The following is a 16,834-nucleotide window of genomic DNA, read 5'->3' as shown; positions in this document are numbered from 1 at the left end:
GGGGAGCTATAATTGAACAAAGAAAAGTTGAAATTACCTAATGAGCAAATATTAGTAACAGGTTGTGCTGGTTTCATAGGATTTCATTTGTCCAGATATCTATTAAAGGAAAACATAGAAGTAATCGGTGTTGATAATATCAATGATTATTATGATATCAATTTAAAATATTCAAGACTTGAAATTCTCAAGAAATATAATAATTTTAAATTTTATAAAGTATCATTAGAAGATGAAAAAGAAATTAATAATATTTTTACAGATAATAATATTAAGTATGTAGTTAATCTGGCAGCACAAGCAGGAGTAAGATACAGTTTGAAAAATCCAAAAGCTTATATAGATTCTAATATAGTTGGATTTTTAAGTATATTGGAAGCGTGTAAAAATCATGATATCAGACATCTAGTATATGCATCTTCAAGTTCAGTTTATGGTGGTAATAAGCAAGTCCCTTTTTCAACTAACCATAATGTAGACCATCCAGTAAGTCTGTATGCTGCTACTAAAAAAGCCAATGAATTAATGGCACATACTTATAGCCATTTATATAATCTACCTACAACGGGACTTAGATTTTTTACTGTGTATGGACCATGGGGAAGACCTGATATGGCACTGTTTTTATTTACTGATGCTATTCTTAAGGATAAGCCAATCAATGTTTTCAACTATGGTAAAATGGTAAGAGATTTTACTTATGTAGATGATATTGTAGAGGGTATCGTAAATTTAATAAATCATATACCAAAAAGAGATAAGAAGTGGAATGATAAGAACAGTGATTGTAGTAAAAGTTTTGCTCCATATAAGGTATATAACATTGGTAATAACTGTCCAGTAGAATTGGAGTATTTCATATCAGTTTTAGAAGATAAATTAGGTAAATCTGCAATTAAAAACTATCTTCCTATGCAGCCAGGAGATGTGCCTAAAACATATGCAGACATTAGTGACCTAGAAAAGGATATTAGTTTTAAACCCAAGACCCATATAGAAGATGGTATTACTGAGTTTGTTGATTGGTATAGAGATTATTATAAAAGATGACTATGAAAAGCGAAAAAGGACTGCTACTGGCAGTCCATGATTATGATTATCATAAGCCCTACATGTCAACAGAAATTTTATAGAATTCCCTCTTTTTTTAATATATCAATCATTTTTTCTGCTCTATGCTTATAAGTATGTTCACTAACAGCCTTATTGCCATTTTCTTTTATTTTTTCTCTAAGTTCTGAATGCTTTGAATAGAAATCAACATAATCTAGTGTTTCCTTCTCACAAGAAGATACAATCAAATCTTTATCAGGAGTAAATAATTCGCATAACCTGCTGTTATAAGAAGTGATTAAGAAACCTCTGGAACCAAGTATTTCGTAGGTTCTCATTGTTATTGATTCATCATGATAATTTTGGAGACCTATTATCATGTTGGAGCATCTATAAACATTATTGGCTTGTAGATAGTTTAGGTATCCATGTATATTGTTAGGGGTTATTTGTGTTCCTAGATAAGGTTCCATTTTATCCCAATATTTTCCCCAGAAGTCAACAGGGATATCATTTTGTATTAGAGGTTTAATTAGTATGTTAAGAGATTTATGTCTATAATGATTTTCATCCCAGGAGAGGACATTAGGATAAGCATTAGCGACAACCGCTATATTTTTTTTACACCATTCTTCACATGTAACAGGTTGATGGATACTTGGTTGATATGCAAAAGGTAAATGGGCTGCACCAATTCCAAGAGATTCATATATAGGGATACAAGATGGTGAAATTGTAAATATATATTTGGGATTGGTCTTTTTTATTAAAGGAATTGAAAACTCATTAATAAATGTTGGGTCTTCAGTAGCCCAATATACTAGAGGAATCTTATATTTGTCACAGGTTACTCCTATTAGTTTTAGATTAGAGTCGGTATGCTCTACAGTCCATCCCATTAGAATAATTAAATCTGGTCGGAATTTATTAATAAGTCTATATACTTTTTCTTCATTTATTGATCCAGAGACTAGAATTTTGTGTCCTGCATCACGAAATCCAAGTGGAAGTCCAAATACAAAACGGTCATCTTTTTCAAAAAACAATACTTTCATGAAAACTCCTTATTTTTAAGTTATATAATAACAGTATTACAGTTATTGATGAAATAGAACATTATACATTTAATATTTAAGATGTGAATCCATAAAATGGAATGGGTAAGTTTTATATGAATTATTAAACAAAACTTACCCATTAGTATATTAATTTGATTCTTAATTTGTTCTGGTTTATCCTTAATGGGTACCCGAAATGTCTAAGTCATCTCGTGATGATTTCCATGCTGAATATACACTAATCACAGAATAAGGTATATCTGATGATGGTATTGGGTATTCACGATAATCACTTGTTCCTAGCTTTCCAATTTTTATAGGATTGTTTGTATGGGCATATTGTAATGTATAGACATTACCCACTGATTTTATATCTGCTGCCATAAGGATTAAACCGTTTTTAGATTGCAACTTTCTTATATTTTCATTCTTTAACATCTCACCATGTTTTATGGTTACTGCAGATGAAGGTAGTCCAAGTGTAAAATGCCAACGTTGAGCTTGTAGCCCATAAAATAATGATGATACCTTTCTTCCCGGATTCTTATCCATTCCTTTTGTTTGATCAGTTCCGATAAATGTTCTGTTTCTGCCTTTTAGAAAAATGACCTGTCCATTTCCTAATTGATTGCTAATTGCTGATGGAGTTACTAGAGGTTTTGTATTGCCACTACTATCTGTATAGCCATATTTCGCAGCTACACGTTTTGTTAACTTTCCTTCCTCTTGTGAATAATTTCTTCTGATTTTTTCTTCATCCCAATTATAAACATACTTATAGGGATATAGCATACTTGTATCTGCTCCTGATCTAGCTGCATCAAATATATTAAAGGGTTTATACGCACCACTTACATTAATATAGATATCAAGAGGTGTAATATAATCTGGGTCTGAGGGGTTCTTTGTCGTATCCAAATAGTAATAGTAAGGCATTATCTGAAGATCCGTATAATAATTACCTATTGTTTGTACATCTGCTAATAATTTGTATCCTATTGTGAGAGGTTTATCTTTTAACACCTCTATATTATTATCACTAGGTGAAAGAGGGAAGTAAATAGGTTTCCAACTTGTATTGGGCTTATTATGCTGTCTCCATAAGTACTCATTAGGTTTATTAAGATGTTCAAGCAACCCATAAGTATTAAGGAAATGATTACTATCATCTGCTTTATCGCCTCTTATATCCATATAACTTCCTACTATATTATTCTGTTTCCTTATATCTACTTTTTTAATTATTTGATTAACATACCAATCAGCATCTGTATACCAACTAGACAATGGTTTTTTAAATAGGTTAGAATATCTAAAGTCTTGTGTATCTTCTATGACAAGATTGCCGATTCTTCCTACAACATCAATATTATATTTTCTAAGTGCACTGTGCAAAGCTCCTTTATTGTAATATCTTACTTTATTAGTTGGAAATTTATTATTATCTATATCACCATTATTAGCTACTACCTTAAATGTTACTAATGAACTTATTTCTTCATTATTAGCAAGAGGACAATAAAAATTGTACTTACTACCGCCTACGGGTAGTGATATCTCTTCCCATTTTTCATACATCTTACCGTTATAGATGACATTAAATCCAAAGGTTACGCTTTTTTTGGCAATCCATTCACTTGTATCCATATCATTAACAAAACCTTTACCTCTTGTTTGGGTCGTCTTACCAATCCCTAATTGACCATTACCATAGAAGTCTCCTGTACTTGGGAAGTATATTTGGAATGGGTAGTCCAAGTTAATGAAATTTCCAGGGCTAACGTTTTCATTTTGACCTAACCCTTCATCATAAATAATTACTGGTTTATTAGCAGATATTGTATCACTTATTTCTTTGTAGCATTCAGGATAATGTCCTCCTTCATGGTGTGGTTCTGTACAATTTAATGTTTTTACTGTTATATACTGTGGTTCTGATGAAATAATTTCAGGAGTAGTTATTTTTATCTTACCGTGACCACTATTAATTCCTGATGATGTGGTACCATTGGATACACCACCAATATACCCTGAACCACCAGCTCCTGCTTGTTCTGTACCGGTGCGACCGCCATAATAACCACCGCCACCACCGCCGCCGCTATCTGACGATGAACAATTCTCACCTCTACCTAGTTGATAACCAGATGTTTGTGTTCCTGGTGAATTACTAGAACCTCCAGATGTTCCCGATAAGCCACCACCATGTCCGCCTTCTTCTCTATCTTCTCCAGCACCGCCACCGCCACCTGCAACAATAATTCTTGAAGATAGGGAGGTACTAGTTCTTATATCTGTAGCTCCGCCTCCTCCAGAACCACATTCATCTGAACGACCATATTGGGAGCCTCTACCACCACCATTATAACCTCCATAAGCATAACCGTCTCTTGGATAACCATCAGAACCTTTTCCTCCTACATATAGGTATAACATATCTCCTTTTTTTAGATATTTCTCTCCACAGGAGTAACCGCCTTTACCACCATATCCTCTATCATCGCTATAGCTTGTACCTCCTGCTGCGCCCCATGTTTCAAGTTTATAAATACCATCACAAGGTGCAGTAAAAGTCTGCTGGCTTCCAGTATAGTCATAAGTATATGTTGTAGCCTTTTGGGGTTGTACATAATTAGGGTTAATTACCTGTTTTGTTGTATAACAACTGGGTGTATGTTCGTGTCCACCTGTATATTTACAGTCTAAAACCCATTCTACTTCTTCTAGATCATCCTGACAATTACCCCCAATATTTTTGGTTGAGGGTGTTCTTTGATCTTTTGTTTCTGGGAGTGGTATTACTATGGCATTTTCCGCTGATACTGGATTATGTATAACGATATCGTTAACTTTGGTATGATTATCAGAATAGGTTGTTTTGAATTCTTGTCCATTCATACCATATTCACTATTTCTTGATTTACTATATGCTGTGCTTCCACTACCACGTGATAATCTTAATTCATAAAATATGCTTGACTGTCCTGTTATATATTCTCCATTAGGTATTTCATCCATTACATCAAGTGAGGTATTGATTAAGCGTAATTCAGTGGATGGTCTTGAGGGTCTGTTTTTACCAAATGGTTTACTATCAAATATAGTTGATACTCTTGTGCGATTACCGCTTCCTTTATATTTTTCATTTGGTCGATAATATTTTCCATTATATGAACCAATATTGATATGGTCTTCACTCCACTTAGCAGCTGATAGGGGATTATTATCCCACATTTCTTCTTTACTTGTCTTAGGTACCTCTAGTAATTCTGTTGTTTTCATCGTAGGTGAAGGGTCTGACTGAAAGTATAGGACCGACTGATCTCCTGATGATGTTTGTAGTATTAAGAAGTCTGAAATAGCAATGGCATTGTTTGGTAGATTTCTTCTATAATTAAACTGTTTTTGCTCATTAACTGGTCCAGAGTCTTTACTATTACCACATTTATTATCTGAATCTCCTTCATTCCATGTCACAAAATCATGTTGACCTGTCTCAAGAGAGTATCTTAAGCGATGATTTCTACTTGTATCACTACCTGCTATGTTCCAGAATATGTTTGGATTACCTTTCTTAATTGTAGCTGTTACTTTATCTGTACCGATAATTTCTCTCATACCATCTACTTTTGACTGTTTAATTTCCCATACATTTACTTTCTTGATTTTCATATAATCAAATGTTACATTCTGGCTCCACGTATCACTGTAGCCGCCAACTCTATGGTTACAACATGGACCACAGCCTGTATGTCTTGAAAGTCCAGACCATACTTGCTGATATTCGGTATGGGATTCTTCTGGTTGTGTTTCAGTAGCCTTTCTCGTTACAACTTTTTTGCTTTTAATACTGGTACTTTCTGCATGAACTGTTCCATCGTATCCTGTTATAGTTCTTGGTGTAGGTGCTCCAGGATTAGATTTGGACCATCCTCCTGACTTAGATGACATACCACTGGTATGTAGAGGACCTATATGCTTATCTCTATTTTCACACCATACTTTATTATATTTTGACGAATACCTTCTTGTTGCTGTTCCATTAGGTACATACTCAACTTCAATATCAACTATAAATTCTGAACCTCCTGATGCAAAGTAGAGGTTTCGGGTTGTAGGTGTTCCTGCCATCGCTTCAAATTGTTCATGATAGACATCACCTTGTTTGATTTCTGACCAATAACTTGGTGTAGACACATAGCCATCTGTTTCAGGTTTCCTATAGAATGATGCTACATCTGCTGATCCACTAAGTGGAATTGTTTTATCACGTACTTTCACACTTATATCTGCATCATATTCAAATTCTATGGTTTCTCCACCTGCTATTGGATATTGGGTAAGATCGTCAGTATAATATAGTTTTTCACCATTAAGGTAGTTAAGTAATTGTGTTGCTGTAATATTATAGGTATAATTTGCTTGAGGCTGAATAATGGCTCCGCTTTTATCTCTTTTTAAGTTTACAGTGAGTTGTACAGGGCTGTTTCCAACAAAAACTTTCCAGTCTTCTAAACTTTTTGCACCTTGGGTGAGGTCAATAGTTATATTCGCCATTTGCCCAATTTTTTCGCCTTCAACCTGCTGACTATCTGGCTCAGCTTTTAATTGGTGAGTTCCTGTTACTTGGACTGGTACGTAGTAGAAGATTACATTTGCCTCTTTAAAGGAACCTTCTTCAATTTGATTAAATATTTTTGCTTGATACTTATTTTTACCTGTTATTGTTATGAATTCATCTGTTTTTGTTTCAATTATGCCATTATCCTTCTGTATAGTACATGAATGGTATTTATATCCTGGAAATATTTTCTTTGTATATGTTTGAGACATGCCATGGTCCAAAGAATCTTTTTTCTCCTTTTCATTAGGCATCATTACATCATTTCCGTGTATATCTTTGGTCATATGATGGATAATTACGTTTGATATAAATGAGGGGAATTCAAGTTTTTTATTATAATCATCCTTAAAATCATCTGGGTGAAGCCAACCTCTTGCATATTTTATACCACCGTGCCACTTTGCAGGTTTTAATTTACCATTGATAAGTGTCTCCTCCCCCTCACACGAATAATAGACCTCATCTTTTGCATTTGCTTTTTCCCCTCGATCATTAAGATGTCCTAGATAATTCTCATCATTTCCTTTGACAAGTTTAATTGTATATACGGGGTCTAGATATACGTACCCGCCCTCTGTTAATAGTTTATCTGCCCAGCCTGGGTTATTTCCTTCTTCTTCTTTTAATCTCTTAGTAATCATATCATAGGGGATATGGAATGTTGTCATTATTTTTGCCGGGCTTCCTCCAATATTTTTGCTTATCTTTTTTGAACCATCATCTAAATCTAATTTCAAAACAACAGATTTTTTTCTAGGGTTTTCTTTTAAGTCTCTATCCTGGTCAAATATCTGCCAGCCGATGGTTGAATATCTGGTACCTGTGGTTGCTTTTACGCCTATAGTTGTAAATATTAAATTTCCAGCCTCATCAAAATCTATTTTTTCTCCATCTTCTGCATAACTAGTTACAGATAATGTATTTAATGTGAATACGAATATTAATAATATACCAATTATCTTTTTCAATCTACTTCACTTCCTTGATTGGTGTAATAAAATGTTCATCAGAAAGAAGTCTTTCAGCTGTCTCCCATTTCTCATGAGCGTTCTTTGCTGAATTAGATATTTCAACATCAACTACACAAGTGTATTCCTTGCCAAGTTCAACATTTCCATAGCGAGTATATTTTCTTAACCACTCCATATCATTGCAACTCTCAATTATATAATTCATTCTTCCTCTAATCAATATAGGACCATTGGTATATATACAAGTTTCATCAGTTATAAATTCTGTATGCATGGATATTTGTTTATCTGTTACCATATCAGCCCAGTAATTTATATGTTCTTCACTATCTCTTTGGATACGATCATCAGCTATCCAAGAAGAACTCTCTAAAAAGAACCATTTTAGTTTTTCAATATAATCTGCTTTATTATATGTTTTATAGTCCACATTATAGAATGTTTCCATATAACTTTTTCCAATCCCCACAAACTCCTTAATTTTATCTTGTCCATAGCGGTTAAGCAACCACTCATCATCTTCCATAAAATCTATACCATAATTGTTTTCTAAATATGGATACTCCTGTAATTGTTGTATAATTTCCTCATTAGTCATACCTTTCAAGTCTACGGTATCACGATTAAGAGTTATAATAACAATATAATTAGTGCTATCCCACTCTACATTAGCACCCATTGCTTCACTAACAAATCTTACAGGGACATAAGTTCTGGAATTTTTTAATATAGCTTGTGTGTCCATGACCTGTACTTCATCATCAACAGATATTTCTTTCTTATTAATAACTAATTTAATGACTTTATTATCGTATGTTATAGTTGCTTGTTGAAGGTCACCATCCCAGCTAACTTGACCACCTAATGCTTCACTGATAAATCTTATTGGAACAAGAGTTCTGTTATTGGCATCTATGAATGGTTGAGCATCTGGAAAATCTACAGTTTCACCCTCTACTGTAACCGTTACATAAGTTTCGGCTGTTACTGTTGATACCATCATTGCTGTTAACATCATTACTACTACTACCATTAAATTTACTACTTTTTTCATTGATAATTCTCCTCCTCATTATTGGTTTTAATATTATGACTTAAATTAATTTACCATTATTAGACATATTAATTAATTATTGATTTTTAATTTATTTTACTTCCTTGATTGGTGTTATAAAATGCTCATCAGAAATAAGTCTTTCGGCCGTTTTCCATTTTTCCTGAGAGTGTCCTGCAAAATTAGCTATTTCAACATCAACTACACAAGTATATTTTTTGCCAAGTTCAACATTTCCATATCGAGTATATTTTTTTAACCACTCCATGTCATTACAACTCTCAATTATATAATTCATTCTTCCTCTAATTAATATACGACCATTGGTATATATACAGGTTTCATCAGTTATAAATTCTGTATGTATGGATATCTGTTTATCTGTTATCATATCAGTCCAGTAAATTATATGTTCTTCAGTATCTCTTTCTATATCATCATCAGCTATCCAAATAGAACTTTCTGGAAAGAACCATTTTAGTTTTTCAATATAATCTACTTTATTATAAGTTCTATAATCCACATTATAGAATGTTTCCATATAATTTTTGCCTATCCCAACAAACTCCTTAATTTTATCTTCTCCATAGCGGTTAATCAACCACTCATCATCTTCCATAAAATCCATACCATAATCGTTTTCTAAATATGGATACTCCTGTAATTGTTGTATGATTTCCTCATTAGTCATTTCTTCCAAATCTACGGTATCACGCTTTAGAGTTATAGTAACTATATAATTAGTGCTATTCCATTCTACAATGGCACCCATTGCCTCACTAACAAATCTTACAGGAACATAAGTTCTAGAATCTTTTAATATAGCTTGTGTGTCCATGACCTGTGCTTCATCATCAACGGTTATTTCTTTCTTATTAATAACTAATTTAATAACTTTGTTATCGTATGTTATAGTTGTTTGTTGAAGATCACCATCCCAGCTAACTTGACCACCTAATGCTTCACTGATGAATCTTATTGGAACAAGAGTTCTATTGTTAGCATCAATGAATGGTTGAGCATCTGGAAAATCTACAGTTTCTCCTTGTACTTTCACCGTTACAAAAGTCTCTGCTGTTACTGTTGATACCATCATTGCTGTTAACATCATTACTACTACTACCATTAAATTTACTACTTTTTTCATTGATAATTCCTCCTCCTCATTATTGGTTTTGATATTATGACTTAAGTGTATTAAAAATTAGGTCTATTAAGTAATAATATCTAAATATATAATTATATGTTTTATTGTAAAATATTAATAAAATAATGTCAATATATAATGTTTTTTGTATAATAAATATAACTTTAATAATATACTATACAACTTTAAATGATATTAAATATATTTATTAAAAATGTTGAATTTAACACTAATTGTATGCTCGTAATATACTATTCTAAAATATTGAATCAAAAGATATATATATAAGTTGAATAGGTTTAAACAATTGCTTTATAAATAAAGGGTAATTTATTAAGATTAATGTAAGAGGAAGTTTAGATATTTAAGTTCAATATATATAGAGATACAAAATTACATTTTATTATGATATAATAAGTCATATAAAATCAATTTAAGAGAGGCTGATAAGAAATGAAAATAATTAAGGGCATAGCAAAGTTTATAGCTTTTGCAATCATAACTTTATTGTTAATTGGTTGTGTAGTATTAATATGTACAGGTAGTTATCAACAATTGCCGATTTTGCTGGGAATAGTTGTTTTGTTAAGTTTACCATATATAATATCTAAAATAAAAAGGTCCAGTAAAGAAAATAAGCAATTAAAAGAACTAATAGATTATATTTATGATACATTAGAATTACCAACATTTGAAGCTGATAATATAATTTTAGATTCAGATGAAGTATGCCATTTTAATGAAAATGCAAAATTACTAAAAAGTGAAACAGAATCTCATTATGTAATCAATGAATCCAACAGTTTATTTGAGGATTATAGAGTAGAGAAAAGAACTAATACATATACACAAAGATATAATGGAAAACTATATGTAACTAATAAACGAATTATATTTATTTCATATGATAATCAATTTATTTTACCATTATATGATATACTTAAAATTGATTATAATTATTCTACAACAACTATATCTGCAGATTATAATGCTAGATTTAGATTAGACATTGAAAGAAAAAAACTTTTTCAAGCTGTTGCAAATGTTTTATTATATAGTGATAAAAAGGCTGATGTGACATTATAAGATATTTTTGAATATGTTTTTTTTCAGCTTGTTTATATCACCCATGCCATTTATTAGAATTTCACCTTGAGGAGATATTCTAATATCAAAACCGTTTTTGATATTCTGAATAGATTTCTCAAGATATTTATAACGGTGGGAAAGATAATGATAACGTTGATTAGAAGAACCAATCCAAGGACGGTTAAAATCCTGATATTTATTTATATAAGGTCCATCAATCAATAGATCAGTAATAGATAATAGTTTGTGAACCCATTTATCATCACTTTGCTGTAATTTATCTATGGTATATCCAGTAAATACGACGATAGATAAATTATGTTCTTTAGCTATTTTACATAATAAATATACAGCTTGTGGCTGATAAAAGGGTTCTCCACCTAAAATAGTTATTCCTTCTATACCTTCAACAGATAAAATAATATTTGATAAATCAATAATATCCATAGATATTCCTTTATCAATATTCCACATATGCTCATTAATACAACCATCACATTTTATGGGACATCCTTGTACCCAAATACATGCTCTGTTACCAGGCCCTTCTACACTTGTTTTCTTTACGTATCTATTAATAACTATTTCCATATATTAATCTCCAAAAGTTATATTATCCAGTTTTCTAATGTTATTCAACTGATGAGGTTTTAAACCAATTCTCTCAGTAAGCTCATAAACGTCAGTAAATCTATTACGGGTTCTCTCAGTAATCAAATTTGTTATTGACTCAGTGTCTAATTTTAGAACATTACTTAATTCATCATATGAAGCAGAATTTATATCAAGTAATTGATTGTAATTATTTTTAATGGGGTCAACAAAAGTTTTATCATCTTTTAATAATATCCAATCCTCATATCCATCTTTCCATACATAAGTACCATTAACATCAATCTGTCTATTATCTATTAAAGCTATAATTTCTTCAGTATGAAATGGTCCCATCTGTTTAAAGGTATTATGCAAATACCAACCTATATCATTCAATTCAATGCCTCCAAACTCTAATATTTAATATAGTTATAGTCAAAGTAATCTTAAAATAATATACAAAAGAGGTATAGAGTGAAAATAGTATAGGGGATTTAAATATTAACTGTTAGTACAATAGAATCATCTTCTAATATTTCTTCTTTTTCAATTTTCATCTGTTTACTCTTGAGATTCTCCTTTATCTTGTTATAAGTATTTTCCTGAACATTTTTTCTATATGAATCATATATATTACTAAGGTATTTTTCAACTAAATGATAATTATCTTCATTCAAACGAACATAATATTGATTATCCGTAAAAATAAATGCTATATCACAATTATCGATTGAACATTTTATATTACCATTTCCTATAGAAGATGGATGAGCACCATATTCATCTAGAGTTTCAAATAAAATACCATAATCTGTAAAAATGGTTGGTGCTTCTTTTGCTGTTGTATTCTTTTGCTTTTCAAGTTTTGACTTAGTTTCTTTTATTCTCTCTAATGATTTAGCCTGTCTTTTTTCAGAAGCAATCTCTTTAGCGATTTCAATAGGAAGAGTTATAGGGATAACTAACAATTCCAAAGGTAATAAAAAAATTGAACATGACATGATTATGCCTCCTTAGAAATCAATTGTTCTTCCACCTCTATTAGAACTAATATCATCATCAGTGGGTTTCTTTTCTGGTATTACTTTATCTATTACTTTATAATCGGATCTATCTTCTTTTGGAGTTGCGGCTACAGCTCTAACATTAGCCCAATCTCTAATTGCTTTAATCTGTTCTGCTTGTGTAACTGATAGAGGGACAGTATTTAAAATTGATTTATAGAAATCATTTAAATCAATACATCTGTCTTCAAAAAAAGCTTCATATAGGGCAGTTATAACAATATTTTCTATTTCAGCCCCAACAAATCCTTCCGTTTTTTGGGCCAAATCAGTAATCACATCATCCGTAATCTGGAATCCACCTAGTATCTGAGGATTTTTTAGCCTTTTTTTCATATGTACCTTAAATATAGCTTTCCTTTCTGATAAAGTGGGAAGGTCAGTAAAGAATATCTCATCAAATCTACCTTTCCTCAATAATTCAGGAGGTAGTTTGTCAATGTTATTAGCTGTAGATACTACAAAAACTGGTTTTGTTTTTTCTTGCATCCAAGTAAGGAATGTACCAAATATTCTAGAAGAAGTACCGCTATCTCCAGAACCTGAATTACTTAGACCTTTTTCTATTTCATCTACCCAGAGAATAGATGGAGCAACAGCTTCTGCTGTCTTAATTGCTCTCCTAATGTTTTCTTCACTACTACCTAATAAACCATTATAGATCTTACCCATATCCAATCTGAGAAGAGGTAATTGCCACATGCTGCTGACAGCTTTGGCGATTAAACTTTTACCACATCCAGGAATACCTGTGATAAGTACACCTTTTGGAGGAGAAAGTGAATATTTTTTAGCTGAATCAAGCCATGATTTATTTCTTTTTCGTAACCATCTTTTAATATTTTCTAATCCACCAACATCATTCATATTTAGATTAGTATTTATATATTCTAGTATTCCAGTTTTTTTGATAACCTGACTTTTTTCTTTTAGAATAACTTGTACATCATTGATATCCATAACTCCATCTTTCACAAGGGCACGTGCAAATGCATTTTCTGCTTCTTGAAAAGTTAAACCTAGAGCAGCTTTTACAAGCTGTTCCTTTTCTTGTTGATTGATATTGATTCTGATTCTTCCTGAACTGCTGTTAATTGCTATCATATCATCTAATAGATCAGTTATATCTTCTTTTGTAGGTAAATCAAAATCTAAGAACGTAATGTCTTTTTGTAGTTCATCAGGCAATACAGTAACTGGTGAAACAAATATTATATTCTTAGGCTTTGGATTATGTTTTAGTGGGATAATCATATCACGTAGTTTTCTTACTACTTCATAATTGATTGGTTTTGATTGAACACCAAAATTTACATGGAAATCTTTTAATATGAATACTGCTGGTTCAGAAACCCCCTCAATATATTCAAGAGCTTTTATGGGAGTATTAACAGATCCGTCCACAACTCTGTTATTATTGTAGAATCCAGAAGTAATACTCCATTCATAGACTCTTCTTGGAGTTTTTATGAGTTCCTCACGATTACACACATTCTCTATTTCTTTTATGACTCTTTCTTCTTCATATGTATTGATATATATATAAGGAAATCTTGCTTTTAAGAAATTAGATAAATCTTTAATAAAATCAATCTTAGACATGTTTAACCTCCTGTAATTATTTATTATATAATGATTGTGTATTTTCTTGGTATACATTTATGATTTCTTTTTCATAATATTCATTGGTAAATTCAGAATCATAAACTTTAGCATTTGTTATTTCTTCAATTAAATCTATGTAGTCCAGACATTTTTTGGATTTTATTCCTTTAGTTTCTGTCATGATTGTTCCGTCGGGTAATATACGTATTTTTAGTTGTTTTTTATTATCCATGGAAACACCTCTTAAATTTTATTTTTTATGTTTAGTTTTTTAAAAGTCTATAATTCTACCATTATAATCTTTATCATTATTATTACTTATTGTTGTAGGCTTAGAAAAAGTTATCTGATCTTTTAATATATCAACTATATGTTTATTTATATTAAGCTCTGTAGCAAATTCATCAATATTATAGAAATAACCGACTTCAGTTCTATGTTTAATAATTTTTTTCGCTAATATGGGACCTATTCCATATAATTTGGATAAATCATTTTCCTGTGCTGTATTGATATCTACTTTGATTTTATTTTGGTTATCACTTGTTTTATTAAATGCTGGTGGTTGAGTATGTTTTTTGATTGTATCTTGGTTCTCATTTTCCATGTTATAATCATCTTCTATGTAATGGAAATTGTTATTATCAGTGTTTGAATTATTATTGTTAATATTGATTGGTTGTGATTTGGGTTCTGCTTTCTTATGCCTTCTAACATCGTATTTAGAAGAAAAACCATCGTTATCTTCTTCGGTTAAATTATTTGTTGATAGATTATTAGAAGTGCTTTCTTCTTTAGAGCCTTTGGTCTTAGTATTACTTGTAAGTTCACCATATTTATTTTTACCAGCATCACCTTTTTTAAAACATAGATATATCATGACTATAACGTTAACAAATGGTATAAACATTAACAGTGCAAAAAATCCACTTTTATTAAAATCATGAAATCTGGAAATAGTGACTGGAGTTAGTAATAACCAAAAAATATAAAAGGAAATAGGAGCTGAACCTATGACAGGATTATGTTTAATCAAATTTAAAATAAAGTTAATAACTATACAAAACAAACCAATTATAATTAGACTAATTATATAGTCTGAATGACTGAATCTAGTATATTTTTTTTCTACTTCTGGTGAATTTTTTATTTCTTTATCCATCTTAAATTCCTCCTTATGAAATTGGATAATTTTCACAAGTATCATTATATCATAAAAATAAGTTTAATACATCCCTAATAAATGTATTAAATTAATTAAATATATTATAATTACTCTAAAAAAAGGTTGCGTTAGATAGGCAGTAGTGTATAATGATTAGTAAGGTATTAGTGCAGTTTTACTATGAAAAATTAAAGGATAAATAAGATTATGTTATGATGGTTATAATTTAGAAGTAACAAGATTTTTTATAGAAATTTGTATCTAATGAAAGTCTGATTTGCATTATTCAATAAGTAATATAGAGGAGATTTGAGGTATCCTATGAAATATGTTCAATTATTATATAATCCAATGTCTGGAAACCTAGATTTTCCAGCTTACCTAGATTTATTTATATCCATATTCCAAGATGTAGGCTATGAAACTAGAATACATAGAACTAGAAGCAAAGATGATATGGCAGATTACTTAACAAGCCAGGATCTAAATAATTGTAGTGCAATAATTGTAGCCGGAGGAGATGGTTCAATCAACCAAGTGGTAAACTGTATAATGAAAAACCATATTGATGTACCTTTAGGGGTAATTCCAGCAGGAACTGCCAACGATTTTGCATCTCATCTTAAGATGCCTTTCAGATATGGTGAATGTATTGAAACTCTTGCTAAGATGAATGTTAAAAATGTAGATGTAGGTAAGGTAAACGATAAATACTTTATCAATGTCTGTTGTGGAGGATTATTTACAAATATTTCTCAAAACATGGATTTAGAATTAAAGAATACATTAGGAAAGCTTGGATATTATATAAAGGGTGTTCAGCAGCTACCTAGATTTCGAAAGATTCGCTACAAAATCACTAGGAAAGATGAAGTACTTGATGATTATTTTTATCTGTTCTTGGTATTGAATGGGAAAAGCGCTGGAGGCTTCAATAAGTTAGGGGTAGATGCACAGATTGATGATGGTAAAATGGATTTTATTGGAATCAAAGCATGTACAATCAATGAAGTTGCAGTTTTATTTGGTAAAATATTAATTGGAGAGCATCTTCAAGATAGGAACATAGTATTTTTCCAAGATAACAAAATAGATATAGAGTGTGTAGAGGGATTGAAAATGTTTAAAGAGTCAGATATTGATGGAGAAACGGGTCCAGAGTATCCACTTCATATAGAAGTTAAAAAAAGAGCTTTAAAAGTTATATGTAACTTATAAAAAAGAAATATTACGGAGGTTAGTTATGATTAAATTAGAATTAGAAGAATTTGTTGAAGAGATTAAAGCTGAGATGTATGGCTATGAGGAAATAGAAGAATCTATGATTAATGATTGGGAAGATAGATTCAGAGCTTGGGTAGCAAAAGTAAAAGATAAGAAGATTAAAAATGATAGAATTAAGTTTGGACC

13 protein-coding genes are annotated in these 16,834 nt (G+C 31.0%); 3 read left to right on the top strand and 10 right to left on the bottom strand.

Going from position 1 to position 16,834, the window contains the following annotated elements; genetic code table 11:
- Nucleotides 1-12: 12 nt before the first annotated feature.
- Nucleotides 13-1,050, top strand: a complete 1,038-nt coding sequence (locus tag AACQ14_RS22245) for an NAD-dependent epimerase (protein ID WP_339365761.1) — start codon at nt 13-15, stop codon at nt 1,048-1,050.
- Nucleotides 1,051-1,127: 77 nt separating this feature from the next.
- Here AACQ14_RS22245 and AACQ14_RS22240 read toward each other — a convergent pair whose 3' ends face one another.
- The 4 genes from AACQ14_RS22240 to AACQ14_RS22225 form a co-directional block, all read right to left on the bottom strand.
- Complete coding sequence (locus tag AACQ14_RS22240) at nt 1,128-2,108, bottom strand: CgeB family protein (RefSeq protein ID WP_339365760.1); 981 nt, start codon at nt 2,106-2,108, stop codon at nt 1,128-1,130.
- Nucleotides 2,109-2,291: 183 nt separating this feature from the next.
- On the bottom strand, nt 2,292-7,703 hold the full coding sequence (locus AACQ14_RS22235) for a glycine rich domain-containing protein (RefSeq protein ID WP_339365759.1): 5,412 nt from the start codon (nt 7,701-7,703) through the stop codon (nt 2,292-2,294).
- Between the two features lies 1 nt (nt 7,704).
- Nucleotides 7,705-8,760 carry a copper amine oxidase N-terminal domain-containing protein gene (locus tag AACQ14_RS22230; protein WP_339365758.1) on the bottom strand — a complete coding sequence of 352 codons (1,056 nt, stop codon included), beginning with the start codon at nt 8,758-8,760 and terminating at the stop codon, nt 7,705-7,707.
- Nucleotides 8,761-8,851: 91 nt separating this feature from the next.
- Nucleotides 8,852-9,907 carry a copper amine oxidase N-terminal domain-containing protein gene (locus AACQ14_RS22225; protein ID WP_339365757.1) on the bottom strand — a complete coding sequence of 352 codons (1,056 nt, stop codon included), beginning with the start codon at nt 9,905-9,907 and terminating at the stop codon, nt 8,852-8,854.
- Between the two features lie 453 nt (nt 9,908-10,360).
- Here AACQ14_RS22225 and AACQ14_RS22220 point away from each other — a divergent pair, with 453 nt between their 5' ends.
- A complete protein-coding gene (locus AACQ14_RS22220) occupies nt 10,361-10,993 on the top strand; it encodes a GRAM domain-containing protein (RefSeq protein ID WP_339365756.1) in 633 nt (210 codons plus the stop codon).
- Here AACQ14_RS22220 and AACQ14_RS22215 read toward each other — a convergent pair.
- From AACQ14_RS22215 to AACQ14_RS22190, 6 genes are all read right to left on the bottom strand, one after another.
- On the bottom strand, nt 10,988-11,587 hold the full coding sequence (locus tag AACQ14_RS22215) for a 4Fe-4S single cluster domain-containing protein (protein ID WP_339365755.1): 600 nt from the start codon (nt 11,585-11,587) through the stop codon (nt 10,988-10,990). The genes AACQ14_RS22220 and AACQ14_RS22215 overlap by 6 nt on opposite strands.
- Before the next feature lie 3 nt (nt 11,588-11,590).
- Entirely contained in the window at nt 11,591-11,986 is a 396-nt protein-coding gene (locus AACQ14_RS22210; RefSeq protein ID WP_339365754.1) for a GYF domain-containing protein, read from the bottom strand.
- Nucleotides 11,987-12,084: 98 nt separating this feature from the next.
- Complete coding sequence (locus tag AACQ14_RS22205; RefSeq protein WP_339365753.1) at nt 12,085-12,591, bottom strand: hypothetical protein; 507 nt, start codon at nt 12,589-12,591, stop codon at nt 12,085-12,087.
- A 12-nt stretch (nt 12,592-12,603) separates the two neighbouring features.
- Nucleotides 12,604-14,256 (bottom strand): AAA family ATPase, encoded by a 1,653-nt coding sequence (locus AACQ14_RS22200; protein ID WP_339365752.1) that lies wholly within the window; start codon nt 14,254-14,256, stop codon nt 12,604-12,606.
- A gap of 16 nt (nt 14,257-14,272) precedes the next feature.
- Nucleotides 14,273-14,491, bottom strand: a complete 219-nt coding sequence (locus tag AACQ14_RS22195; protein ID WP_339365751.1) for a DUF2997 domain-containing protein — start codon at nt 14,489-14,491, stop codon at nt 14,273-14,275.
- A 39-nt stretch (nt 14,492-14,530) separates the two neighbouring features.
- The gene (locus tag AACQ14_RS22190; protein WP_339365750.1) at nt 14,531-15,421 is read right to left on the bottom strand and encodes a DUF805 domain-containing protein; all 891 of its coding nucleotides are present in this window, start codon (nt 15,419-15,421) and stop codon (nt 14,531-14,533) included.
- A gap of 324 nt (nt 15,422-15,745) precedes the next feature.
- Between AACQ14_RS22190 and AACQ14_RS22185 the strand changes: the two genes are divergently transcribed.
- Nucleotides 15,746-16,642, top strand: a complete 897-nt coding sequence (locus AACQ14_RS22185) for a YegS/Rv2252/BmrU family lipid kinase (RefSeq protein WP_339365749.1) — start codon at nt 15,746-15,748, stop codon at nt 16,640-16,642.
- The last annotated feature ends 192 nt before the right edge of the window (nt 16,643-16,834 follow it).

It is taken from the genome of Vallitalea maricola, assembly GCF_036985595.1.
In the GTDB taxonomy this organism is placed as follows: Bacteria; Bacillota; Clostridia; order Lachnospirales; family Vallitaleaceae; genus Vallitalea; species Vallitalea maricola.
This window is presented reverse-complemented; position numbering and strand designations above follow the sequence as displayed.

Coding starts and splice junctions, on each gene's coding strand:
- AACQ14_RS22195 (WP_339365751.1), bottom strand. CDS start 14,491: ATGGATAATAAAAAACAACTAAAAATACGTATATTACCCGACGGAACA.
- AACQ14_RS22190 (WP_339365750.1), bottom strand. CDS start 15,421: ATGGATAAAGAAATAAAAAATTCACCAGAAGTAGAAAAAAAATATACT.
- AACQ14_RS22230 (WP_339365758.1), bottom strand. CDS start 8,760: ATGAAAAAAGTAGTAAATTTAATGGTAGTAGTAGTAATGATGTTAACA.
- AACQ14_RS22215 (WP_339365755.1), bottom strand. CDS start 11,587: ATGGAAATAGTTATTAATAGATACGTAAAGAAAACAAGTGTAGAAGGG.
- AACQ14_RS22220 (WP_339365756.1), top strand. CDS start 10,361: ATGAAAATAATTAAGGGCATAGCAAAGTTTATAGCTTTTGCAATCATA.
- AACQ14_RS22200 (WP_339365752.1), bottom strand. CDS start 14,256: ATGTCTAAGATTGATTTTATTAAAGATTTATCTAATTTCTTAAAAGCA.
- AACQ14_RS22185 (WP_339365749.1), top strand. CDS start 15,746: ATGAAATATGTTCAATTATTATATAATCCAATGTCTGGAAACCTAGAT.
- AACQ14_RS22240 (WP_339365760.1), bottom strand. CDS start 2,108: ATGAAAGTATTGTTTTTTGAAAAAGATGACCGTTTTGTATTTGGACTT.
- AACQ14_RS22225 (WP_339365757.1), bottom strand. CDS start 9,907: ATGAAAAAAGTAGTAAATTTAATGGTAGTAGTAGTAATGATGTTAACA.
- AACQ14_RS22205 (WP_339365753.1), bottom strand. CDS start 12,591: ATGTCATGTTCAATTTTTTTATTACCTTTGGAATTGTTAGTTATCCCT.